Here is a 23,815-nt window from a genome sequence, read left to right as displayed (position 1 = left end):
GGCAGGCGGGGCGCCGCGTCGTCAGACGCGCAGCTCCTCACCGCCCGTGCGCCGGACCGGGGCGGGCTCGATGCCCGCCTCGTCGTGCGTCAGGTCCGGCATCCGGCGCAGCCACCTCGGCAGATACCAGTTGCGCTCGCCGAGCAGCGCCATCACGGCCGGGAGCAGCACGCCGCGGATGACGGTCGCGTCGATCAGGATCGCGGCGGCCAGGCCCACACCCATCTGCTTCATGGACTGCATGGACAGCGTCCCGAAGATGCTGAACACGGCGACCATGATGACCGCGGCACTGGTGACCACGCCCGCCGTGGTGACCACGCCGTGCCGGATGGCGGCCTCGTTCGTACGCCCCTGAAGGCGGGCCTCCTTGATCCGGGACACCACGAACACGTGGTAGTCCATCGACAGGCCGAACAGGATCACGAAGAGGAACAGCGGCAGCCACGCCACGATCGCGCCGACGCCCTCCGCCCCGACCAGCGAGGCACCCCAGCCGTGCTGGAAGACGGCGACGAGGATCCCGTACGCCGCGCCCACCGACAGCAGGTTGAGCACGATCGACGTGATCGCGATCGTCAGCGAGCGGAACGACAGCAGCATCAGCAGGAACGCGAACACGACGACGAACGCGAAGACCGGCAGCACCGAGCCGACGATCTGGTCGTTGAAGTCCTTCGAACCCGCGACCTGACCGGTGATCGGCGCCTCGACGCCCTCGGCCCTGCCCAGCGTGTCGGGCCGCACCTCGTCGCGCAGCAGCGCCAGGCTCCGCTCCGCCCTGTCCTGGTCGGAGCCGCCCACCAGCGGCACGGCGATGGTCGCCACGTTCGCGTCCCGGTGCACGGTGACCTCGACCGGGCCGCGCGAGGCGCCCGAGCTCACCGACCGCGCCCGGAAGTCGGCGATGGCCGACCGCACCTCGGCGGAGTTGATGTCGTCGGCCCGCACGACCACCTCGGCCGGGTCCGAGCCGCCCGGGAACGCCGCGTTGACCCGGTCGTACGTCGCCACGATCGGCAGCGAGTCGCCGAACTCCTGGTCCAGGGTGAGGTTCTGGGTCTTCATGCCGAGCGCGGGCGCGGCGATCGCGAGCAGCGCGCAGACCGCCACGGCGACGGAGACGGCGGGCCGCGCGAGCACGACGGTCAGCACCCGGCTCCAGAACCGGCTGCCGCTCTCCCCGTTGCCGTTGCCCCGTCGCTTCGTCGGGTGCAGGAACGGGATGCGGCCCTTCTCCACCCGCTCACCGAGCAGCGACAGCAGGGCGGGGAGCACGGTCACCGAGCCCACCATCGCGACCGCCACCACCATCAGCGAGGCGAGCCCCATCGCCTGGAACTCGGCGATCCCGGTGAACAGCATGCCCGCCATGGCCACGCACACCGTGACGCCGGAGACGATGATCGCCCGGCCGCTGGTGGCCGCCGCGACGCGCAGCGCGGTCCCCGGGTCGTGCCCCTTCATCCGCTCCTCGCGCTCGCGCCGCAGATAGAACAGGCAGTAGTCGACGCCGACCGCGAGGCCCACCAGGAGCATCACCGAGTTCGCGGTCTCGCTCATCGGCTGCAGATGGCTGACGAGGCCCATCAGCCCCATCGTCGCCATGATCGCCGTGACCGCGAGCGCCACCGGCAGCAGCGCCGCGACGAGCGCGCCGAACGCGATCAGCAGGATGCCGAGCGCCACCGGCACGGCCGAGTACTCGGCGCGCTGGAAGTCGTCGCCGAACGCGTCGTCGAAGGTCTTGTTCATGCTCGCGGCGCCGATCTCCTCGACCCGCAGCGCGTCATGGTCCGCGGCGACCCCTGCGACGGCCTTCTGCACCGGTTCCACCCGGTCGGCCGCGGTGTCGGGATCGCCCCGCATGTCGAACCGGACGAGCACGGTGCGCCCGTCCTTCGAGACGGTCCGGGTGTCGGCGGCGTACGGCGAGCGCACGTCGGTCGCCTCGCCGGTGCCCTCGACCGCCTTGATCACGTCGGCGACCGCGGCCCGGAACTCCGGTGCCGTCGCCCGCAGTCGGCCGTCCTTGCTCTGGACGAGCACGGTCTCCCCGGCCGGCTCGTCGATCTTCGCGTCGTCGATGATGCGCGCCGCCTGGCTCGTCTCACCCTTGAGTCCGTCGTCCTCCGAGACGTCCACGCGTCCCGCGACGGAGCCCAGGCCCATCGCCACCACGACGAAGAGCACCCAGATCCCCACCGCCGCCCATCGGTGCCGGGCGCTCCAGCCCCCGGCCCGCGCCGCGAAGCCGCGCACCCTGCGCTCCCGCCGTTCCCCGTTCCTGGCCATCAGGTCACCTCCGGAATCGAAGGTATGGGCGGGATAAGGCTGCTTCGTCGTGCTGCCCGGTGAAGTACGGCCGCCGCCGGTCCGCGCGGAGGATGACGGAAGTCCCTTACATCTATCGGGGGTTGAGCTGTCCAGGGATGAACATCCGGAACCGCCCGATTTGTTATTACGAAACCTTGTTGAGCATGTCACAGCTGTATGTAGGTCTTGATCTGGTCGCGTCAATCGGTCAGGGTTTCGTCTCAACCCCCGGACATCTTCCGGAGATTGACAACCTTCACGAGGGTTCGTCCTGGGGCGCTGGATTTTCCCCCCACACACACCACTGAGGAGATCCCTCTTCATGGCAACTCACCAGCGTGCGCGCTTCGGCGCCATCAAGCTCACCGCGGCGATAGCCACCGCTGCCACCGCGGTCGGAGTCACCCTTCTCACCGGCTCGTTCGCCAACGCGGCCCCCGCCGAGGGCAAGGTCTACGGCCAGGACGCCAAGGGCGCCGTGGCCGGCAGCTACATCGTCCTGCTCGACCAGAAGGCCGGCGCCGCCGCCAAGAAGGACCTGGCCAAGGAGTACGGCGGCACCCTCAAGCGCAACTACGGCTCCGCCGTGAACGGCTTCTCGGCGAGCGGCCTCTCCGACGCCGAGGCGAAGCGGCTCGCCGCCGACTCGTCCGTCGCGAAGGTCGTCCAGAACAAGAAGTTCCACATCGACGCCACCCAGGACAACCCGCCGTCGTGGGGCCTGGACCGCATCGACCAGGCCGAGACCGCGGGCGACAGCAAGTACACGTACCCGGACAGCGCCGGCGAGGGCGCGACCGCGTACGTCATCGACACCGGCGTCCGCGTCAGCCACAAGGACTTCGGCGGCCGCGCCACGTCCGGCTTCGACGCCGTCGACAACGACGACAGCGCCGACGACGGCAACGGGCACGGTACGCACGTCGCGGGCACCATCGCCGGTGAGGCGCACGGCGTCGCCAAGAAGGCGAAGATCGTCGCCGTCCGCGTCCTCGACGACCAGGGCTCCGGCACCACCGAGCAGGTCGTCGCGGGCATCGACTGGGTGACCGAGAACCACTCGGGCCCCTCGGTCGCCAACATGTCGCTCGGCGGCGGCGTGGACGAGGCGCTCGACGCGGCGGTGCAGAAGTCCATCGCGTCCGGTGTCACCTACGCGGTGGCGGCGGGCAACGAGTCGGCGGACGCCTCCCAGTCCAGCCCGGCCCGCGTCCCGGAGGCCATCACGGTCGCCTCCTCCACGAAGGACGACGAGCAGTCGGACTTCTCCAACTACGGCTCCGTCGTCGACATCTACGCGCCTGGATCGGACATCACGTCCGACTGGAACACCGGCGACGACGCCACCAACACCATCTCCGGTACGTCGATGGCGACCCCGCACGTCGTCGGCGCGGCCGCCGTCTACCTCGCAGGCCACCCGGACGCGGCCCCGGCCGACGTCGCGAAGGCGCTCACGGACGGGGCCACCCCGGACGCGATCAAGAACGCGTCGGACGGCACCGCGAACAAGCTCCTGAAGGTCGTCGAGTAACCTCTCCCACTCGATCACCGGCGGCCGCCGTGCCCACCCCCACGGGGAACGGCGGCCGCCTTATCGTGTGCCCATGACTCAGGGGACCGAGGGGTACGCGGCGCTGCTGCGCGGCATCAACGTGGGCGGCAGCAAGAAGGTGCCGATGGCGGCGCTGCGGCCGGTGATCGAGGGCCTCGGGCTCACCGACGTGCGGACGTACCTCCAGAGCGGCAACGTCGCGTTCACCGCGCCCGACGGAAACCGCGACGAGGACGCGCTCGCGGGCGCGATCGGCGCGGCGATCGAGGCCGAGTTCGGCTTCACCGTCGACGTCCTCGTCCGCGGCCACGCCTACCTCAAGGCGGTCGTGGCGGACTGCCCGTTCCCGGCCGCCGAACTGGAGGCCAAGCAGTTGCACGTCACGTACTTCTCGCAGCCCGTGACCGCCGAGCGGTTCGCCGCCGTCGACCCGGCCGCGTACGCCCCCGAGGACTTCCGCCTCGGTGACCGCGCCCTGTATCTCTACGCGCCCCAGGGCCTCGGCGTCTCGAAGCTGGCGGCCCAACTGTCCCGGCCGGGACTCAACAAGGGGCTGATCGCGACGAGCCGCAACTGGAACACGGTGACGAAACTGGTGCAGCTGACGGCCCCACGGTGAACACGCGTTCGTGAAAAGGTCGACGCATGCGCTACATCATCATCGGAGCAGGAGCGGTCGGCGGCGTCATCGGCGGGCGGCTCGCCCAGGCCGGGCACGAGGACGTGGTGCTCGTCGCGCGCGGCAGCCAGTACGAGGCGCTGCGCGCCAAGGGGCTGCGCGTCGAGACGCCCGACGGACCGCACACCCACCAACTCCCCGTCGTGGACGGCCCGGAGGCGCTCGGGGCGCTGCGCGCCGACGACGTGCTGATCCTCGCCGTGAAGACCCAGGACAGCGCGGCGGCGCTCGCCGCATGGGGGCCGCGGCCCGTCGAGGGCGGGGGCACGGCGGCGCTCCGCCTGCCGCTGGTCTGCGCGCAGAACGGGGTGGAGAGCGAGCGGCTCGCGCTGCGGACGTTCCAGCGCGTGTACGGGATGTGCGTGTGGCTGCCCGCGACGTTCGTCGAGCCGGGCGTCGTCCGCGCCCAGGGCGCGCCGCTCTCCGGGGTGCTGCACCTCGGCCGCTACCCGGCCGGCAGCGACGACACCGTCCGGGCGGTCTCCGCGGACCTGGAGAAGGGGCTGTTGGAGGCGCCGGTCGTCGACGACGTCATGCGGTGGAAGTACGCCAAACTCCTCGCCAACCTCGCGAACGCGATCGAGGCGGTCTCCGGGGTGCTCGCGGGCGACGAGGCGCTCGGGCTGGTCCGCCGGGTGCGGGCCGAGGGGGAGGCGGTGCTGGCCGCCGCCGGGATCGGGTACGTGCCGCCGGACGAGGAGAAGGCGGCGCGCGGCGGGAAGGTCCGCCTCGAACCGTTCGACGGGGTGCCGCGGAGTGGCGGGTCCTCCTGGCAGTCGCTCCAACGGGGCGCGGGGAGCATCGAGGCGGACTACCTCAACGGTGAGATCGCGCTGCTCGGGCGGTTGTACGGGGTGCCGACGCCGGCCAACGACGTCCTCCAGGAACTCGCCAACCGGGCGGTGCGGGAGGGGCGTTCGGCGGGGGAGACGAGTGTGGCGGAGCTGGTGGCGGCGGTGGACGCCCGCGTGTGAGGCCGGCCGGGTCCCGTTGCGGCGGATGCCCCCTCACGCCACGGGGCTCCGCCCCGGACCCCGCTGCTCAATCGCCGCAGGGGCTTGAACGGGGGTGGTGGCTCAGGCGCCGACCGCCAGCAACTTCCGCGCGACGGCCGCTTCGTAACGGTTGATCAGGACCCGTGCCACCTCGGGCGCCGCCCCCAGGACGTCGGACAGCACGTCGGCGTCGGCGGCGCCCGTCGCGATGCGGTCGGGGAGGCGGCCCGGGGCGAGGACGTAGGGGGCGACCGCCACCCGGTCGCAGCCGTCGGCGCGGAGTTCGCGTACGACGTCCTCCGTGCGGGGCAGGGATGCGGAGGCGAACGCAGGCCGCACGGCGCACCAACCGGTCTGCCGCCACTCCCGCGCGATTTCAGCGATCACTGCGATCGCCTCCGGGTCGGATGAGCCCGCCGAGGCCAGGACGACCCCGGTCGTGGGCTTGTCGGCGGGGGTCAACCCCGCCTCGTACAGGCGTCGTTCGAGGGCCGAGACCAGGAGCGGGTCGGGGCCCAGGACCTCCGCCTGGCGGATCCGCAGCCCGCGCGGCGCCTCGCGCAGCACCGACGGGATGTCCGCCTTCGCGTGGAAGGCGCGGGTGAGGAGGAGGGGAAGCGCGATCACGTCGCGCACCCCTTCCGCCGCCAGCGACTTCAACATCCCTTGCGCCGAAGGGACGTTGAAGTCCAGGAACGCCGTCTCCACCCGCACGCCCGGCCGCTGCTCGCGCACCTCGCCCACGAGGGCGTGCACGGTCGCGGCATGGCGCGGGTCGCGGCTGCCGTGGGCGATGACCAGGAGGACCGGTTCGGGCATGGGCGGCTCTGTTCCTCAGAGGATTCGGCGGGACGCTTCGGGGCGGGTGGGAGCTAGAAGTCCCAACCCTCCTCGTCCACGAGCGACTTGGGGTCCTCGGCCGACGCGAACGACTCGCCCGCCATGCCCGCCGCGAGCGTCGTGCCGTCCGACGGGTCGATGAGCAGGAAGGAGCCGGTGCGCCGCGAGTCCGCGTAGGAGTCGATGGCGAGCGCCTCGGAAATTCGGACCTTGACGCGGCCGATGTCGTTGGCCACCAGCTGCCCCGGCTCCGGGTGCTGGGAGAGGTCGTCGAGCGTGAGCCGCGACGGGATCTCCTTGACGATCGCCTTGACCGTACGGGTGGTGTGCTTGAGCAGCACCCGCTGGCCGACGACGAGCGGGGTGTCGGCCACGTGGCACACCGTCGCCTCGATGTCCTGCGAGGTGGCGGGCGCGTCGTGGCTCGGCACGATCAGGTCGCCGCGCGAGATGTCGATGTCGTCCTCCAGGCGGAGCGTCACCGACTGCGGCGTCCACGCCACGTCGACCTCCGTGCCCAGCAGGTCGATACCGGCGACCTTCGACGTACGGCCCGAGGGCAGCACCGTGACGGACTCGCCGACGCGGAACGTTCCTGCCGCGATCTGACCCGCGTAGCCCCGGTAGTCCGGGTGCTCGGCGGTCTGCGGGCGGATCACGTACTGGACGGGCAGGCGCGCGTGGCAGCTCGTCAGGTCGTGACTGACCGGCACCGTCTCCAGGTGCTCCAGGACGGTCGGGCCGCCGTACCAGTCCATGTTGGCGGACGGCTCCACGACGTTGTCGCCGGCGAGCGCGGAGATCGGGATCGCGGTGATCTCCGGAACGCCCAGCTTCCCGGCGTACGCGGTGAACTCCTCGGCGATCTTCGCGAAGACCTGCTCCTTGTAGTCGACGAGGTCCATCTTGTTCACGGCGAGGACGACGTGCGGGACACGGAGGAGGGCCGCGACCGCGGCGTGCCGGCGGGTCTGCTCGATGACGCCGTTGCGCGCGTCGACCAGCACCACGGCGAGGTCGGCGGTGGACGCGCCGGTCACCATGTTCCGCGTGTACTGCACGTGCCCCGGCGTGTCCGCGAGGATGAAGCGGCGGCGCGGGGTCGCGAAGTAGCGGTACGCGACGTCGATGGTGATGCCCTGCTCGCGCTCGGCGCGCAGCCCGTCCGTGAGGAGCGCCAGGTCCGGCTCGGCGGCGCCGCGCGACTTGGAGGCCAGCTCGACGGCCTCCAGCTGGTCGGTGAGGACCGACTTGGAGTCGTGCAGGAGACGGCCGACCAGCGTGGACTTGCCGTCGTCGACCGAACCGGCCGTGGCGAACCGCAGCAGGGTCGTCGCCGAAAGCCCGGCCAGCTCTTCGGTGGCGGCGGAGGTGGTGGTGCTCATGTCTAGAAGTACCCTTCGCGCTTGCGGTCTTCCATCGCGGCCTCGGACATCTTGTCGTCGGCGCGGGTGGCGCCCCGCTCGGTGAGCCGGGAGACGGCGATCTCGGCGATCACCTTGTCGATGGTGGTGGCGTCCGAGTCGACGGCTCCGGTGCAGGACATGTCGCCGACGGTGCGGTAGCGGACCTGCCGCGTCTCGACCGTCTCGCCGTCCTTCGGGCCGCCCCACTCGCCCGCGGTCAGCCACATGCCGCTGCGCTTGAAGACCGGGCGCTCGTGCGCGTAGTAGATCTCCGGCAGTTCGATGTTCTCGCGGGCGATGTACTGCCACACGTCCAGCTCGGTCCAGTTGGACAGCGGGAAGACGCGGACGTGCTCGCCGGGGGCGTGCCGGCCGTTGTAGAGCTGCCACAGTTCGGGGCGCTGGCGGCGCGGGTCCCACTGCGAGAACTCGTCGCGCAGGGAGAACACGCGCTCCTTGGCGCGGGCCTTCTCCTCGTCACGGCGCCCGCCGCCGAACACCGCGTCGAAGCGCTCGCTCTGGATCTTCTCGGTCAGCGGCACGGTCTGGAGCGGGTTGCGCGTCCCGTCCGGGCGCTCGCGCAGCTTTCCGGCGTCGATGTACTCCTGCACCGACGCGACGTGCAGACGCAGGTCGTGCTTGGCCACCGTGCGGTCGCGGTACTCCAGGACCTCGGGGAAGTTGTGTCCGGTGTCGACGTGCAGCAGGGAGAAGGGGATCGCGGCCGGGGCGAACGCCTTCAGCGCCAGGTGCAGCATGACGATGGAGTCCTTGCCGCCGGAGAAGAGGATCACCGGCCGCTCGAACTCGCCCGCCACCTCGCGGAAGATGTGCACCGCCTCGGACTCCAGCGCGTCCAAGTGGCTCAGCGCGTACGGGCTGTCGGTCTCCTCGGCGCCCTCGGAGACGGAAGAAGCTACGGTCGTCATGCGGCGAGACCCCTCTCGGTGAGCAGCGCACGGAGCGCTGCCGCGGACTCCTGCACGGTCTGGTTCTGCGACTCGATGCGCAGGTCGGGCGATTCGGGTGCCTCGTACGGGTCGTCGACCCCGGTGAGCCCGGACAGCTCACCGGCGGCCTGCTTGGCGTACAGGCCCTTCACGTCGCGGTCGGAGCACACCTCCACCGGCGTGGCCACGTGCACCTCCAGGTACGCGGTGCCACCGGCCTGGTGGCGCTTGCGGACGGCCTCCCGGCTGTCGGCGTACGGGGCGATGACCGGGACGAGCGCCAACACGCCGTTGCGGGCGAGCAGTTCGGCGAGGAAGCCGATGCGCTGCACGTTGGTGTGCCGGTCCTCCCGGCTGAAGCCGAGGCCCGCCGAGAGGTACTCGCGGATCTCGTCGCCGTCCAGCACCTCGACCTGCCGGCCCTCGGCGCGCAGCGTCTTCGCCAGCTCGTACGCGATGGTGGTCTTGCCGGCGGACGGCAGACCCGTGAGCCAGATCGTGGCTCCGGTCACTTGGTTCTCCAAAGTCTGGGTGTCGTTCATGGCGGTCAGCCGTGCAGTCCGCACTCGGTCTTGGACCGGCCGGCCCACCGTCCGGCGCGCGCGTCCTCGCCCTCCAGCAGGCGGCGGGTGCACGGGGCGCAGCCCACGGAGCCGTAACCGTCCATCAGGAGGGGGTTGGTGAGCACTCCGTGCTCGGTGACGTACGCGTCGACGTCGTCCTGCGTCCAGCGGGCGATCGGCGAGACCTTGACCTTCCGCCGCTTCTCGTCCCAGCCGACGACCGGGGTGTTCGCGCGGGTCGGGGACTCGTCGCGGCGCAGGCCCGTGGCCCACGCGGAGTAGGCGGCGAGGCCCTCTTCGAGGGGCTTGACCTTGCGCATCGCGCAGCACAGGTCGGGGTCCCGGTCGTGCAGCCTCGGGCCGAACTCGGCGTCCTGCTCGGCGACCGTCTGCCGCGGGGTGAGCGTGATGACGTTGACGTCCATCACGGCCTCGACGGCGTCCCGGGTGCCGATCGTCTCCTCGAAGTGGTAGCCGGTGTCGAGGAAGACGACGTCCACGCCGGGCATGGCGCGGGAGGCGAGGTGGGCGACGACCGCGTCCTCCATGGACGAGGTCACGCAGAACTTCTTGCCGAAGGTGTCCGTCGCCCACCGCAGGATCTCCAGCGGGGAGGCGTCCTCCAGATCGCGCCCGGCCTGCTCGGCGAGCGCCTTCAACTCTTCCGTGTCCGTGGGGGCTTGAGCCGTCGTCATATCTGTTCCCCTCCACCGTCGTTGCGCTGAACCCCGCGGGTGAGAAGCCCGCGGAACTTCAACGTGAAGGCTCGGTTGCAGGCCGCGCATTCCCAGGCGCCGTGCCCTTCCTCGCCCGGACGAAGATCCTCGTCGCCGCAGTACGGGCAGTAGAACGGCGCGGCACGCTCGCTCACGACAGGGCCTCCGCGGACGCGCGGGCCGCCCAGGTCGCGAAGCGCTCGTCGGTCTCGCGCTCCTCCTGGTAGTTCTTCAGCACCCGCTCGATGTAGTCCGGCAGTTCGGCCGACGTGACCTTCAGGCCGCGCACCTTGCGGCCGAAGCCGGCCTCCAGGCCGAGCGCGCCGCCGAGGTGCACCTGGTAGCCCTCGACCTGGTTGCCCTCGTCGTCGAGGACGAGCTGGCCCTTGAGACCGATGTCCGCGACCTGGATGCGGGCGCAGGCGTTCGGGCAGCCGTTGAGGTTGATGGTGAGCGGCTCGTCGAAGTCCGGGAGGCGGCGCTCCAGTTCGTCGATGAGCTGCGAGCCGCGCGCCTTCGTCTCGACGATGGCCAGCTTGCAGAACTCGATGCCGGTGCAGGCCATCGTGCCGCGGCGGAACGGCGAGGGCTTCACCTGGAAGTCCAGCGCCTCCAGGCCCGCGACGAGCGAGTCGACCTGGTCCTCGGTGACATCGAGGATGATCATCTTCTGCTCGACGGTGGTCCGCAGCCGGTCCGAGCCGTGCGCGGCGGCCAGTTCGGCGATCTTCGTGAGCGTCGTGCCGTCCACGCGGCCGACGCGCGGCGCGAACCCGACGTAGAAGCGGCCGTCGCGCTGCTGGTGGACGCCGATGTGGTCGCGCCACTTCTGCGCGGGCTCCTTGGGCGCGGGGCCGTCCAGGAGCCTCCGCTTCAGGTACTCGTTCTCGAGCACCTCACGGAACTTCTCCGGGCCCCAGTCGGCCATCAGGAACTTCAGGCGCGCCCGGTTGCGCAGGCGGCGGTAGCCGTAGTCGCGGAAGATGCCGACCACACCGGCCCAGACGTCGGCGACCTCGTCCAGCGGCACCCAGGTGCCGAGACGCTGCGCGAGCTTCGGGTTGGTGGACAGGCCGCCGCCGACCCACAGGTCGAAGCCGGGACCGTGCTCCGGGTGCTCGACGCCGACGAAGGCCACGTCGTTGATCTCGTGGACCACATCCTGGACGGGGGAGCCGGAGATCGCGGTCTTGAACTTGCGCGGCAGGTTGGAGAATTCCTTGTTGCCGATGTAGCGGTCGTGGATCTCGTCCACGGCGGGCGTGCCGTCGATGATCTCGTCGGCGGCGATCCCGGCGACCGGGGAGCCGATGATCACGCGCGGGCAGTCGCCGCACGCCTCGGTCGTGGACAGGCCCACGGCCTCCAGCTTGTCCCAGATCGCGGGAACGTCCTCGATGCGGATCCAGTGCAGCTGGATGTTCTGCCGGTCGGTGATGTCGGCGGTGCCGCGCGCGTAGCTCTCGGAGACCTCGCCGATGGCGCGCAGCTGCGCGACGGTCAGGCGGCCGCCGTCCACGCGCACGCGCAGCATGAAGTACTCGTCGTCCAGCTCCTCCGGCTCCAGGACGGCCGTCTTGCCGCCGTCGATGCCGGGCTTGCGCTGGGTGTACAGGCCCCACCAGCGCATGCGTCCGCGCAGGTCCTGGGGGTCGATGGAGTCGAAACCGCGCTTGGAGTAGATCGTCTCAATACGTGTCCGTACATTGAGACCGTCGTCGTCCTTCTTGAACTGCTCGTTGCCGTTGAGCGGCGTGAAGTGGCCCACGGCCCACTGGCCCTCACCACGGTGACGGCTCACCTTGCGGCGGGGCGTGGCGGGAGCGGGTGTCTCGGGGGTGGCAGCCATGGAGAATCGTCCTTCAGGCAGGCTTAGGGCGGCACTGACCTGCACACTTCGCGCAGGAGGCGCGGCGGTGCGCAGTGGATCGGGTGAAGCTGGAAAGCGGCAGGGCTGGAGAGATCAGCGCGCCGGACAGATGGCGCTGGACATGCGGCCGAAGTCGACGTGACGTCGACTCACCAAGGCGGTTCCAGCTGTAGACATGACGAAAGCGTGTCACGGGACTTTGGACCTGGTCCAGCATTGTCCGCGATGCGGACGAGTTCGTCTCGCATCGCGGACAATCGTGGTGTCGGTCACACCGGACGGTCACATGGATCGGTCACAGCGATCGGTCACACCGAGGGGAACGCTCCCGGCCACGGGCCGGGCGTCGGCAGGTTCTCCTCCTCCTCGGTCTCCTCCTTGAACACCTTGAAGCCGCGCCGCTCGTAGTTCGCCATCGCGTGCTCGCCGTCCTTGCTGCACGTGTGCAGCCACACCCGCCGCGTCGGCTCCCGGTCCGGCCAGCGCTCGGCCAGGTCCCACGCGCGCGCGACCGCGTACGACAGCAGGTGCCCGCCGATCCGCCGCCCCCGGAACGCCGGGATCAGGCCGAAGTAGACGACTTCCACCACTCCGTCGTCCTGCGCGTCCAGCTCCACGTAACCGGCAGGGGTGCCCTTCTCGTACGCGACCCAGGTCTCGGCACCCGGACGCGACAGCTGCTCCTGCCACTGCGCGTACGTCCAGCCGAGCCGGTCGAGCCACTGGATGTCGCCGCCCACGGACGCGTACAGGAACCGGCTGAACTCCGGGGAGGGGACCCCGGCGCGCGCGATGCGCACGTCGTCGCCCTCGGGCGGGGTCGCGGGGCGCAGGTCGGAGGGCGAGGTCTGCTCCAGCGACCACGTGGTGACGGTGATGGTGTTGCTGCTGCTCATGCGGCACATCGGATCACGGCCGACGGCCCCTGGCCAAGGGTGCCCGGCATGCGGGAAGATCCGGCAGCGCGCAACAGCGCCACCCCCCCCCGCGCCATCCGTACCAGCCCAACCGGAGGTTGTACCGATGTCCCGCCGTTTCTCCCGTGCCCCGCTCGCCGCGGCCACCCTCACCGTGGCCCTGGCCACGCTCGCTTCGCCCGCCCTCGCCGCGCCCGCGGCCCCGCAGGGGCGGATCTTCATGGTGAACCCGGTCCAGTCGTCCGGCGACCAGACCCTCGTCGACGCCAAGGACTCCGCGACGGCGGTCCCGGCCGAGCAGTACGCGACGGCGGCGCTGCGCAATCTGGACGGCAGCGGAGGGCTGTCCGGGAAGTGGGCCACCGTCAGATCCGAGACGGGCGCCGCCGCGCAGGTCGCGGACGCCGGCGCCTACACCCGCCACGCCGACCAGTTCGAGCAGGTCATGGCCTACTTCTGGGTCAACGAGGCGCAGGAGTACCTCCAGTCCCTCGGCTTCGGCACGGAACTGCCCGGCGCCAACGACCGCGCTCAGCCCGTCCGCATCAACCAGTGGGGCGCGGACAACAGTTACTTCACCGACAAGAAGGCCGAGATCCGGTTCGGCAAGGGCGGCGTCGACGACGCCGAGGACGCGGAGGTCGTCGTCCACGAGTACGGGCACGCCGTGCACCACGCGCAGGTGCCCGGCTTCGGTACGTCGGTGGAGGCCGGGTCGATCGGAGAGGCGTTCGGCGACTATCTGGCGGTCGAGGTCGGTTCGGCCGCCGCCGCCAAGCACCACTGGCCGGTGAAGGCGGACCTGGCCTGCGTCGCCGACTGGGACGCGGTCTCGTACACGAACACCGCCCCGCACTGCCTGCGCCGCGTCGACACCGACAAGACGTACGCGGACCGGGTGGGGGAGGTGCACGCCGACGGCGAGATCTGGTCGCGCGCCCTGTACGACATCCGCGGCGCGCTGGGCGCCCGTACCGCGGACCGGATCATCGTGAACGCCCAGTTCGACTTCGCCCCCGACACCAGCTTCGCTGCGGCGGCGGGGGCGACGGTCGCGACCGCCCGTGAGATGTACGGGGCGGACGCGGAGGCGGCGGTGCGCAAGGCCTTCGCGGACCGGGGCATCCCCGGCTTCTAGGCCTCGCGCACCTGGTCCGGGTGGCTCAGTCGACGCTCTCCTTGCGGCTGAGGCGTCCGGGCCACCACGCCTTCGGGCCGATGTCCCGGACCAGCGCCGGGACGAGCAGCGAGCGCACCACCAGCGTGTCCAGCAGGACGCCGAAGGCCACGATGAACGCGATCTGCACCAGGAAGGCGAGCGGGATCACGCCGAGCGCGGCGAAGGTCGCGGCCAGTACGACACCGGCCGACGTGATCACGCCGCCGGTGGCGACGAGCGCGCGCAGGATGCCGTCGCGGACGCCGTGCTCCAGGGACTCCTCGCGGGCCCTCGACATCAGGAAGATGTTGTAATCCACGCCGAGCGCGACCAGGAACACGAACCCGTACAGCGGCACGGACGCGTCGGTGCCCGTGAAGCCGAACACGTGCTGGAAGACCAGCGAGGAAATGCCCAGCGTGGCAACGAAGTTGAGCGCCACCGTCGCCACCAGCAGCAGCGGCATCATCACCGAGCGCAGCAGACCGATGAGGATCACCAGGATGATCGCGAGGACCACCGGCACGATCAGCATGCGGTCGCGTTCGGCGGTGTTCTGGGTGTCGTACTGCTGCGCGGTGTAGCCGCCGACGAGGGCGTCGGCGCCGTCGACGGAGTGCAGTGCCGTGCGCAGATCGGCGACCGTCTCCTTGGCCGCGTCGCTGTCGGCCGGGTCCTTGAGCGTGACGTCGACGCGGATCTTGCCGTCGACGACCCGGGCCTCGCCGGCGCCCGGCCGGCCCTGCTCGGTGAGGACCGACGCGCTCGCGACGCCGTCGACCTTCTCGGCGGCCGAGACGACCTCGTCCCGGTGGTCGGCGCCCGCGATCACCACGGCCGGGTTGCCGGAGCCGCCGGGGAAGTGCTCGGCGAGCGTCTCCTGCGCGGCGACCGAGGGGGCGTCGTTGACGAAGATCTCGTCGAGCGGCACGCCCTTCGAGGTGAGCGTGGGGGCGAACGCCGCGCACACCAGCAGACCGGCGAGCGCGATCGCCCAGATCCGGCGCGGCGCCCGCTCCACCGAGCGCGCCACGCGCCGCCACAGGCCGTGCCCGGCGCCCGACCCGTCGTCGGCCCGCACCTTGGCGGGCCAGTACGCGGCGCCGCCGAGCAGGACCAGCGCGGCGGGCAGGAACGTGAGGGTGCTCAGGACGGCGCAGACGATGCCGATGGCGCCGACCGGGCCGAGCGCGCGGTTGTTGGTGAGGTCGCTCAGGAGCAGGGCGAGCAGACCGAGGGCGACGGTCGCGGCGCTCGCCACGATCGCCCCGGACGAGCGGCGCAGCGCGGCCCGCATCGCGGTGAACCGGTCGCTGTGGGCGGCGAGTTCCTCGCGGTAGCGGGCGGTGAGAAGCAGTGCGTAGTCCGTCGCGGCGCCGATGACGAGGATCGACAGGATGCCCTGCACCTGTCCGTCGACGCGTACGACGTCGTGGTCGGCGAGGACGTAGACGATCGCGCAGGCGACACCGAGCGCGAAGACCGCGCCGATGATGATCACGAAGGGCAGCAGCACGCTGCGGTAGACCAGGACGAGGATCACCAGGACCGTCACCAGGGCCACCGAGAGCAGCAGCCCGTCGATCCCCGCGAAGGCATCGGACAGGTCGGCCTGGCTGGCCGCCGGGCCCGCGACGTCGACCGTCGTGCCCGGCACCTTCTCCGCGGCGGCCCTGATGTCGTCGAGCGTCGGAGCGAGTTCGTCCCCGAGGTCGGGGCGCAGCTGCACCACGCCCTGGAGGGCCTCGCCGTCCTCGGACGGCAGGGCGGGCGAGACCTGGCCGACGACGCCCGGCTCGCCCTTGAGCGAGGCGAGGGCGCGGGTGGCGGCGGTGCGCTCGTCGCCGCCGAGGCGGTCGCCGTCGTCGCCGTCGGCGGTCCAGACGACCACCGCGGGGAGGGTCTCGTCCTCGCTGAAGGCGCGTTGTGCGTCGATCACGCGGGTGGACTCGGCGCCCTGCGGCAGGAAGGCGGCCTGGTCGTTGGTCGCGACCTCGCCGAGTTTTCCGGCGAACGGGCCGAGGGTGCCGCCGACGGCGAGCCAGCCGAACAGCAGGACGATCGGCACGAGCCAGCGGGCGCGTCGGTGGGTGCGGGGCATGGTTCTCCCAGGGAAGACAGCCGGACAAGCTCAATCGGAAAGTATCTCAATGATTGAGTTAAATGGATGGTGACATACGTCGTCCCTTCCCCTGTACCCACCCCGGCGGATGCAGTCGTCCGGGGATCGATGTGCGCGCGGGGCGCGAGGTTACGAGCGGGGGCTCTCCACGGCGGTCAGCTCCTTGTTGAGCGAGCCGAGGAAGCGCACGACCACGTCCAGCTCCTCCGGGCTGAAGTCGGCCCGGACCCGGTCGGCGGCCTCGGCGAGCGGGCCGAAGTACTTGCGGGCCCGTACCTGCGCCCCGGACACGTACTGGAGGTGCACCACGCGGCGGTCGCTGCTCTCGCGCACCCGGCGCAGGTGGCCGGCGCGCTCCAGCCGGTCGACGCAGGCGCTCACCGCGCCGGAGGTGAGACCGAGGCGGCGGCGCAGCACGCTGGGGGTGACGGGTTCCGTGGAGTCCAGGACGACGGCGAGGGCCTGTACGTCGGTGGGGTGCAGGTCCTGGCCGGTGGCGAAGCCGTGGACCACACGGGTCAGCTCGCCGTTGAGGCGGCGCAGCTCCACCGCGAGACGGCGCAGATCCGTCGCTGCGGTCGCGCTCCCGTCGTCGGCCCCCTCGGCCCGTCCACCCACGCCCACGGCTCACCCCTTCACTCCACTACGAGGGTGCGCCAGCTTACTCGCGGCGCCTGGGCGGGCCTGACGTGCGGCTTCCTTCGGCGGGCCGGTCGGGCCCCCGGATGACGTCGAGCGGCGTCCGCTGCCACGGGCTCCTGCGGTTCGCGGGGTCGAGCAGCGCCGTCACGTGGCGCTCCATCGCGTCCTGCGGGGCGAGCAGCGACTCGCCCGGTGTCCCGCGCACGCCCTCGCGCCAGGCCGAGAGCCCGAGGAGATAGTGGTCGGCGTACTCCTGCCACGTGTTGTACGTGCCCGCCACCTGCGGCACCACGTTCTTCAGCAGGTTCCAGGCGTCCGCCTCGGAGAGCAGCCCGGCGGCGAAACCGCACCGCGCGGCGTCCGCGTACAGGGCGATGTCCCAGGCCAGCGGCGCCACGCCGAGCCGGGCGCGGGCCTGCTCCCGGAACCCGGACCGCGCCAGCGCGCCGAGCCGCACCAGCAGCTCGTCCCGCGTGCCGGACTCCCACTGCTCGACGAGACGGCGCCGCGCCTTGTCCTCGTCGAGGCGCTTGAACGGGTGGAGCGTGGTCCGGGACGCGTCCTTGTCCGGCCGCACGGGCGCACTCAGCGCCACCATCCAGAGCTGGTGCGCGGTGAGAGGCGCCCGCTGGACGCGCCGTGTCCTCGGCCTGATGCGTGTGAAGAACATGGGCGCGGACTGTACCGAACCGATGACGAACCCCACCAAGCCCCTGTGGCGATTGAGCAGCGGGGTCCGGGGCGGAGCCCCGCGACGTGGGCCCGGCCCACCGCAACCACCGTCACCGCCGCGCCAACCGCACCGCTAGCGTCCGCCGCCCGCCGCACGGGCCGCGAGCACCGCGGGTGCCGCCGAGTGCGGCAGCAGATCCCGCGGGTCGTCCGGCAGCAGCACGCCGACCTCCGCGTCGTCCGCGAAGCGGTAGGGGCGGTGCGCGAGGAGGGCGCCGAGGTAGCGGCGGACGCGGGACATCTCCGCGCGCACCGTCACCGTACGGCCCCGGTCGCCGAACAGGTCCTCGGCCAGCTCGGAGGCGCTGCGGCCCGCCGGGTGCAGGGTGAGGACGTACAGCAACTCGGCGTGGCGCGGGCTCAGTTCGTGGGTCCAGGAGGCGGCCGTCCCGGTCACCTCCAAAGACCAGCGGCGCGCCCGGCTCACGTCGAGGGCGATCCGTGTCGCGTCCAGCGGCCGCGGCTCCTCGTCCACCATCAGCAGCCAGCCACCGGGCAGCGGCGACACCCGGCACGCCCCGAGCGACGGCACCCAGCAGCTGCCCTCCGTCAGGGACTTGGGCAGCGCCACCCGGTCCACCGGCGGCATCCCGGTGACCGCCGCCGTCCAGCCGAGACCGTCGACCGCGAGGGCCCGCCCGCTCATCCGGGCCAGCGCCGGAGCCGCCACCGAACGCAGCCGCTCCAGGCCCGCCTGCGACTGCTCGCGCAGCCGCGCCTCGGCGAGCTGCGCCACCGAGTGCACCCACGACAGCGTCGCCGGATGCATGGTGTCCAGGGGGCCGCTGATGTCCACGACACCCAGCAGCCGCCCGTCGCGCGGGTCCGTCACCGGCGCGCCCGTGCAGATCCACGGATGCTGCGACTGCACGAAGTGCTCGGCGGAGAAGATCTGTTCGGGGCGGCGGGTCACCAGCGGCGTCCCGATCCCGTTCGTGCCGACGACGTCCTCCGCCCAGTGCGCGCCCACCTCGAAACCGAGCCGGTCGGCCATGCGCAGCACCCCGGGGTGCCCCTCCCGCCACAGGATCCGGCCGTCCGCGTCACTGATCACCATGATGTGCTGCGCCGCGTCGGCCACCGTCACCAGCGCCTCGCGCAGCAGCGGCAGCAGCGGCAGCAGCGGTGAGGTCTGCCGCCGCTCCTCCAGCTCCTCGGTGCTGAGCAGCCCCGCCCGCACGTCGTGGTCCGGGTCGAGGCCGCGGTCCAGCATCCGCCGCCAGGAATCGCCGATCACCGGCCGCGGACGCAGGCGAGGCCGCTGACCCGAGAGTGTCGCCTCGCGCACCCCCTTGAGCAGCCGGGACGAGTGCGCCACGTCCATGGCGGACAACCGCGCGAGGTCGATCGTCGAATCCTTGTTCATGCCGGGAACCTCAGTTAGGGGAGATGCGCCCATCCTGCCCTGCTGACCCCGGCAAGGGTGGGTGTTACCGAGGAACGTTGCAACCCCTTGCAACCCTGGTGTACATCCGTGAGCCGTTTGAGACTGGAAGCAACGCCGCCGCTCGCGGCGTTCGAGCTCCTCTAGGGGCCTGATGAGCGGGGATGGTGCCGTGTCGGCGCAGCACCATCCCCGTATCAGTTCTCGGTGCTGCCGGACGGCAGCGCCCGCTCCACCAGGGCCGCCAGATCCAGCGTGTGCGGCAGCGTCCCGAAGCCCGCGCCCCGGTCGCCCCCGAACCGCCCCGCGCAGAACGCGTCGGCCACGTCGGCGGGCCCGTACCGCACGAGCAGCGAACCCTGGAGCACCAGCGCGATCCGCTCCACGAGCCGCCGCGCCCGCGTCTCGATGCCGTCCAGGTCGCCCAGTTCGGTCAGCAGGTCCTTCACCGCCGCGTCGAGCCGGTGGTCGGCGCCACGCGCCTTCCCGACCTCGACGAGGAACGCGTTGAGCGCCGCCGGCTCCCGCTGCAACGCCCGCAGCACGTCCAGGGCCTGCACGTTCCCCGCGCCCTCCCAGATCGAGTTCAGCGGCGACTCGCGCAGCAGCCGCGGCATCCCCGACTCCTCGACGTACCCGTTCCCCCCGAGGCACTCCAGGGCCTCCGCCACCAGCGGCGTACAGCGCTTCGTCACCCAGTACTTGGCCGCCGGCACCGCGATCCGCAGGAACGCCCGCTCCTGCTCGCCCCCGTCGTCGTACGCGGCGGCGAGCCGCAGCCCGAGCGTCGTCGCCGCCTCCGACTCCAGCGCCAGATCCGCCAGTACGTTGCTCATCAGCGGCTGGTCGACGAGCTTCGCGCCGAACGCCTCGCGGTACGCGCAGTGGTGCACCGCCTGCGCCACCGCCTGCCGCATGAGGGCCGCCGAGCCGAGCACGCAGTCCAGCCGGGTCGCCGCCACCATCTCGATGATGGTGCGCACCCCGCGCCCCTCCTCGCCGACCCGGCGCGCCCACGTCCCGTCGAACTCCACCTCGGCCGACGCGTTCGACCGGTTGCCCAGCTTGTCCTTGAGACGCTGGAGGGCGAACGCGTTGCGCGTGCCGTCCGCCAGCACACGCGGCACGAGGAAACAGGTCGGTCCGGCGTCAGCCGCCTGCGCGAGGACCAGGAAACCGTCCGACATCGGCGCGCTGCAGAACCACTTGTGGCCCGTCAGCGCGTACGCCCCGTCGTCCGCCAGCGGTACGGCACGCGTCGTATTGGCCCGTACGTCGCTGCCGCCCTGCTTCTCCGTCATCCCCATGCCGAAGAGGACACCGGCCTTCAGCGCGGCGGGCCGCATCCCGGAGTCGTAGACCGTCGACGTCAGCCGGGGCTCCCACTCGGCGGCGAGAGCCGGATCCGTGCGCAGCGCGGGCACCGCCGCGTGCGTCATCGACAGCGGGCACAGGTGCCCCGCCTCCACCTGCGACCACACCAGGAACGCGGCGGCGCGCCGCACATGACCGCCGGGGCGGGTCCACGCCGAGGTGAGCCCGGCCGACACCCCCTTGCCGAGCAGGCGGTGCCACGCGGGGTGGAACTCCACCTCGTCGATCCGGTGGCCGTAGCGGTCATGGGTGCGCAGCCGCGGCGGATTCTCGTTCGCGAGCCGCCCCCACTCCTGCGCCTGCGCCGACCCGGCGGTGCGGCCGAGCAGTGCCAGCTCGGCCGCGACCTCGTCCAGCGACTCCGGGGCCACGTGCCGCCGCACCCCCTCGACGAGGGCCCGGTCGGCACCGTAGACGTCGTAGCCCGTCAGCGGCGGGGGCTGGTTGGTGACCGTGTGCGTGCTGCCTGCCATGCCTGGGAACCTACCCGCGACAGGGCCCCGGTCACGTCACCCGCTGTGCGCCATGGCCGCCACACCGTCCCATTCCGGCCGCGCGCGTTCCTCGTTCGGCCAGCCGGGGCGGTACACGGTGTCGAGATAGCGTTCGCCGAGGTCAGGGGCGATCGCCACCGAGGTGAGATCGGGCTGCCCGTGCCGGTCGAGCCACTGCCGTGCCCCGCTGATCACGGTGCCGGTCGACCCGCCGAACAGGAAGCCCCGGGCGGCGAGCGCACGGCACGTGCGCAGCGCGTCCGACTCGTCGACGTGCACCACGTCGTCGATGTACGAGGTGTCGAGCAGCGGCGGCCGCACCCCCGCGCCGAGGCCCGGGATGAGACGGCGCCCCGCCGGCCCGCCGAAGCTGACCGAGCCGACGCTGTCGACGGCGACGATGTGCACCCGGCGCCGCCACTGCCAGAACCAGCGGGCGCACCCCATCAGCGTGCCCGTGGTCCCCGCCCCGACGAAGAGCACGTCGAGGCGCGGGAAGCGGTGGGCGATGGCCGGGGCCGTGGTGCGGTAGTGCGCCCGCCAGTTGTGGTTGTTGCTGTGCTGGTCGAGCCAGACGTACCGGTCGTCGGCCGCGCACATCGCCCGTACGTACCCGAGCCGGGCCGCCAGCAGGCCGCCGTGCGCCGCCGGTTCGCGGACCACGTGCACGCGGCTGCCGAGGGCCTCCATCAGCCGGATCGTCGTCTGGTTGCAGCGGTCGTCGGTCACGCACAGGAACCGGTATCCGCGGTGCGCCGCGATGACGCTGAGCGCGAGCCCCAGGTTCCCCGACGACGACTCGATGAGAATGCTGCCGGGCCGCAGCAGGCCGTCGCGTTCGGCGGCGTCCACCATCGCGGTGGCAGCCTTCAGCTTGATGGACCCGGCGAAGTTGAAGCCTTCGCACTTGAGGAAGAGCGGCAGGCCCAGTGAGGCCCGCAGGTCGACGTACAGCTCCTCCTCGTTGAACTGTGCGGGATCGTCAATGACTGGCATGGCGTGTGCCGCCCCCCTCATTCCTGTGTCCCCCGTGCATGATGTCCCCCTGTTTCTCAGCCGTGCCGTCGCAGTTCGTCGAAGAAGCCGTCCACGACGTGGAGCCGGCCCTGCCGGGCCACCTCGTCGTGCACGAACCGGCCGACGGCCAGGTCGAGTACCCCGAGTCCGAACGGCGAGAACACCACGGTCCTCGCGTCCGGCACCTCGACGCGCCCGGTGAGCACGTCGTCGAGCGTTCCGTCGATGAAGTCCCTTCCACCGGTGAGCTGTTCGGCCAGATGCGGCGATGTCTCCGCCTTCAGGCAGTGCTCGACGTCGTCCACGTAGTTGGCGCTGTCGAGCAGGATCTCGGGCGCGAGATCGCGCAGCGACACGTGCAGCACCAACGGATGGTGTTCGAACCAGGACCGGTCGTGGATGTGCGGTTTCGCGGCGACCGTGGCGAAGACCACCAGGTCGCTCTCCCGGATCAGCCGTTCGGCGTCGTCGTGCACCGTGATGCGGCCCTTGGTGCCCGCCCGCTCCAGATAGCCGCGGAACCCGGCGGCGCTCTCCGCCGACAGGTCGTGCACGGCCGTCTCCTCGAACTCCCAGCCGGTCGCGGTGAGATGGGTGTGGATGTGCCGGGCGATCAGCCCGGTGCCGATGAAACCGACCCGGCGCGGCCGCTCCCGGCCCCGGCTGAGCCGGTCCGCGGCGAGCGCCGCGGACGACGCCGTCCGGGTCGCGCTGATCACCGAACTCTCCAGGCAGGCATACGGATAGCCGGTGTCCGGGTCGTTGAGGATCAGCACGGCGGAGGCGCGCGGCAGGCCCGAGCGGGTGTTCTCCGGGAAACTGGAGATCCACTTAAGCCCGTCCGTGCGCAGCGGCCCGCCGAGCGACGCGGGCAGCGCGATGATCCGCGCGCGAGGCCGGTCCGGGAACCGCAGGAAGTACGAGGGCGGGTTCACGGTGTCGCCCACCCCGTGCAGCCGGTACACCGTCTCGACGAGCTCGCCGACCTCCACCTCACGGCCCCGCAGCACCTGCTGGACCTGTTCGCCGGGGATCACGGCGAACCCGGGCGCGACGGCGCTCATCCGGCGGCCGCCTCGACGCTCGGTGCGCAGTCCGCGAGCCGCACCGGATCGGCGAGCCCGACCAGCACCTCGCGCGGCCCGTCGAACGGCTCCCGGCTGTGCGCCGTGCGCACGTTGTCGACGAGCAGCAGATCGCCGGGGCGCCACCGGGTGCGCACGGTGTGCGCCTCGTACACCTCGTTCAGGGTGCGCACCACGTCCTCCTCCAGCGGATCGCCGTTGCCGTACAGGGTGTTGAAGGGCAGCCCTTCCGGCCCGTAGTCCTCGACGAGGTACTCGCGGACCTCCGGCTCCATCGTCCACTCGCTCAGGAAACCGATCTGGTTGAACCAGACCGGGGCGCCGTCGCGCGGGTGACGGACGACCGCGCTGCGCCGCTGCCGGGTGCGCAGCGAGCCGTCGTCCTGCCAGGCGAAGCCGATGGCGTGGGCGCGGCAGTAGGCGGCGACGGCCTCCCGGTCGTCGGTGCCGAACGCCTCCGCGACGGAGGCGCCGATCTCCTCGTGGTACGTCCGGGCGAGGATCCAGCCCTCCCGCTCGAAGCGTTCCCGCAGCGCGGCGGGCAGAGCCTTCAGGACGGCGCGCGCGTCGGCGAGACCGGTCGCCCCGCCGCTCGCGGGCGTCTCCAGGCAGGCGAACAGCTGAAGGCCCGGGAACTCCAGGCAGTAGCTCAACTCGTGGTGCATGCACATCAGTTGGTTCGGCGGCCACTTCGTCGCCGAGTACATGCCGTCCGGGTAGCCGCGGCGCGGCGCGAACGGCTCCCGGTCGGCCATCAGGGTGTCGGCCGCCTGCTTGAACACGGCGGCCGCGGTGCCCGGGTCGGTGATGCCGAGGCCGCGCACGAGGGCGCAGCCGTGCTCGGCGACGACGGCGTGGACCGCGCGGCGGTGCTCGGCGGTCCAGCCCTCCGGGTCGCCCGCGCAGTCGGCGTGCACCAAGGGCGGCCCTTCGGCGATGAGTTCAACATGTGGGGACGGTGTCGAGAGCGACATGCGGGTGCGCTTCCTTCCAGCGGTT

Annotated in this window: 21 protein-coding genes; 4 read left to right on the top strand and 17 right to left on the bottom strand. The window is 71.7% G+C overall.

Features of this window, described 5'->3' with window-relative positions; all coding sequences use genetic code 11:
* Positions 1–21: 21 nt before the first annotated feature.
* Positions 22–2,295 (bottom strand): MMPL family transporter, encoded by a 2,274-nt coding sequence (locus ACYBSK_RS27390; protein ID WP_460243715.1) that lies wholly within the window; start codon positions 2,293–2,295, stop codon positions 22–24.
* A 343-nt stretch (positions 2,296–2,638) separates the two neighbouring features.
* Between ACYBSK_RS27390 and ACYBSK_RS27385 the strand changes: the two genes are divergently transcribed.
* From ACYBSK_RS27385 to ACYBSK_RS27375, 3 genes are all read left to right on the top strand, one after another.
* Positions 2,639–3,850 (top strand): S8 family peptidase, encoded by a 1,212-nt coding sequence (locus ACYBSK_RS27385; RefSeq protein ID WP_457479903.1) that lies wholly within the window; start codon positions 2,639–2,641, stop codon positions 3,848–3,850.
* Between the two features lie 73 nt (positions 3,851–3,923).
* Positions 3,924–4,490 carry a DUF1697 domain-containing protein gene (locus ACYBSK_RS27380; protein ID WP_460243714.1) on the top strand — a complete coding sequence of 189 codons (567 nt, stop codon included), beginning with the start codon at positions 3,924–3,926 and terminating at the stop codon, positions 4,488–4,490.
* Positions 4,491–4,516: 26 nt separating this feature from the next.
* Positions 4,517–5,524 (top strand): ketopantoate reductase family protein, encoded by a 1,008-nt coding sequence (locus tag ACYBSK_RS27375; RefSeq protein ID WP_460243713.1) that lies wholly within the window; start codon positions 4,517–4,519, stop codon positions 5,522–5,524.
* Positions 5,525–5,626: 102 nt separating this feature from the next.
* On the opposite strand, the gene ACYBSK_RS27370 is transcribed toward ACYBSK_RS27375, so the two are convergent.
* The 8 genes from ACYBSK_RS27370 to ACYBSK_RS27335 all read right to left on the bottom strand — a co-directional run bounded on the left by ACYBSK_RS27370 (position 5,627) and on the right by ACYBSK_RS27335 (position 12,786).
* Positions 5,627–6,364, bottom strand: coding sequence for a sirohydrochlorin chelatase (locus tag ACYBSK_RS27370; RefSeq protein WP_460243712.1), 738 nt, complete (start codon positions 6,362–6,364; stop codon positions 5,627–5,629).
* 53 nt (positions 6,365–6,417) lie between these two features.
* Entirely contained in the window at positions 6,418–7,770 is a 1,353-nt protein-coding gene (locus ACYBSK_RS27365) for a sulfate adenylyltransferase subunit 1 (RefSeq protein ID WP_460243711.1), read from the bottom strand.
* 2 nt (positions 7,771–7,772) lie between these two features.
* Positions 7,773–8,720, bottom strand: a complete 948-nt coding sequence (gene cysD / locus ACYBSK_RS27360; protein WP_460243710.1) for a sulfate adenylyltransferase subunit CysD — start codon at positions 8,718–8,720, stop codon at positions 7,773–7,775.
* Complete coding sequence (cysC, locus tag ACYBSK_RS27355; protein ID WP_460243709.1) at positions 8,717–9,283, bottom strand: adenylyl-sulfate kinase; 567 nt, start codon at positions 9,281–9,283, stop codon at positions 8,717–8,719. The genes cysD and cysC overlap by 4 nt, the downstream gene beginning before the upstream one ends.
* Positions 9,284–9,288: 5 nt before the next feature.
* Positions 9,289–9,999 (bottom strand): phosphoadenylyl-sulfate reductase, encoded by a 711-nt coding sequence (locus ACYBSK_RS27350; RefSeq protein WP_457479894.1) that lies wholly within the window; start codon positions 9,997–9,999, stop codon positions 9,289–9,291.
* Positions 9,996–10,175: a hypothetical protein gene (locus ACYBSK_RS27345; RefSeq protein WP_457479893.1), complete on the bottom strand. Its 180-nt coding sequence runs from the start codon at positions 10,173–10,175 to the stop codon at positions 9,996–9,998. The genes ACYBSK_RS27350 and ACYBSK_RS27345 overlap by 4 nt, the downstream gene beginning before the upstream one ends.
* Positions 10,172–11,869: a nitrite/sulfite reductase gene (locus ACYBSK_RS27340; RefSeq protein WP_457479892.1), complete on the bottom strand. Its 1,698-nt coding sequence runs from the start codon at positions 11,867–11,869 to the stop codon at positions 10,172–10,174. Before ACYBSK_RS27340 ends, ACYBSK_RS27345 begins: the two co-directional genes overlap by 4 nt.
* Before the next feature lie 329 nt (positions 11,870–12,198).
* Complete coding sequence (locus ACYBSK_RS27335) at positions 12,199–12,786, bottom strand: GNAT family N-acetyltransferase (RefSeq protein ID WP_460243708.1); 588 nt, start codon at positions 12,784–12,786, stop codon at positions 12,199–12,201.
* A gap of 127 nt (positions 12,787–12,913) precedes the next feature.
* Here ACYBSK_RS27335 and ACYBSK_RS27330 point away from each other — a divergent pair, with 127 nt between their 5' ends.
* On the top strand, positions 12,914–13,945 hold the full coding sequence (locus ACYBSK_RS27330; protein WP_460243707.1) for a M4 family metallopeptidase: 1,032 nt from the start codon (positions 12,914–12,916) through the stop codon (positions 13,943–13,945).
* A 25-nt stretch (positions 13,946–13,970) separates the two neighbouring features.
* Here ACYBSK_RS27330 and ACYBSK_RS27325 read toward each other — a convergent pair whose 3' ends face one another.
* From ACYBSK_RS27325 to ACYBSK_RS27290, 8 genes are all read right to left on the bottom strand, one after another.
* Positions 13,971–16,067 carry an MMPL family transporter gene (locus tag ACYBSK_RS27325; RefSeq protein ID WP_460243706.1) on the bottom strand — a complete coding sequence of 699 codons (2,097 nt, stop codon included), beginning with the start codon at positions 16,065–16,067 and terminating at the stop codon, positions 13,971–13,973.
* 150 nt (positions 16,068–16,217) lie between these two features.
* On the bottom strand, positions 16,218–16,712 hold the full coding sequence (locus tag ACYBSK_RS27320; protein WP_457479888.1) for a MarR family winged helix-turn-helix transcriptional regulator: 495 nt from the start codon (positions 16,710–16,712) through the stop codon (positions 16,218–16,220).
* 37 nt (positions 16,713–16,749) lie between these two features.
* The gene (locus ACYBSK_RS27315; protein ID WP_457479887.1) at positions 16,750–17,400 is read right to left on the bottom strand and encodes a DUF1266 domain-containing protein; all 651 of its coding nucleotides are present in this window, start codon (positions 17,398–17,400) and stop codon (positions 16,750–16,752) included.
* A gap of 135 nt (positions 17,401–17,535) precedes the next feature.
* Positions 17,536–18,828 (bottom strand): helix-turn-helix domain-containing protein, encoded by a 1,293-nt coding sequence (locus ACYBSK_RS27310; RefSeq protein ID WP_460243705.1) that lies wholly within the window; start codon positions 18,826–18,828, stop codon positions 17,536–17,538.
* Positions 18,829–19,043: 215 nt separating this feature from the next.
* The gene (locus tag ACYBSK_RS27305) at positions 19,044–20,693 is read right to left on the bottom strand and encodes an acyl-CoA dehydrogenase family protein (protein WP_460243704.1); all 1,650 of its coding nucleotides are present in this window, start codon (positions 20,691–20,693) and stop codon (positions 19,044–19,046) included.
* Between the two features lie 36 nt (positions 20,694–20,729).
* Positions 20,730–21,710, bottom strand: a complete 981-nt coding sequence (gene sbnA, locus ACYBSK_RS27300; protein ID WP_457479884.1) for a 2,3-diaminopropionate biosynthesis protein SbnA — start codon at positions 21,708–21,710, stop codon at positions 20,730–20,732.
* A 56-nt stretch (positions 21,711–21,766) separates the two neighbouring features.
* Positions 21,767–22,795, bottom strand: coding sequence for a 2,3-diaminopropionate biosynthesis protein SbnB (gene sbnB, locus ACYBSK_RS27295; RefSeq protein WP_460243703.1), 1,029 nt, complete (start codon positions 22,793–22,795; stop codon positions 21,767–21,769).
* Positions 22,792–23,790 carry a TauD/TfdA family dioxygenase gene (locus ACYBSK_RS27290; protein ID WP_460243702.1) on the bottom strand — a complete coding sequence of 333 codons (999 nt, stop codon included), beginning with the start codon at positions 23,788–23,790 and terminating at the stop codon, positions 22,792–22,794. Before ACYBSK_RS27290 ends, sbnB begins: the two co-directional genes overlap by 4 nt.
* Positions 23,791–23,815 lie beyond the last annotated feature (25 nt).

The sequence above is a fragment of the Streptomyces sp. BYX5S genome, from assembly GCF_054724165.1.
This window is presented reverse-complemented; position numbering and strand designations above follow the sequence as displayed.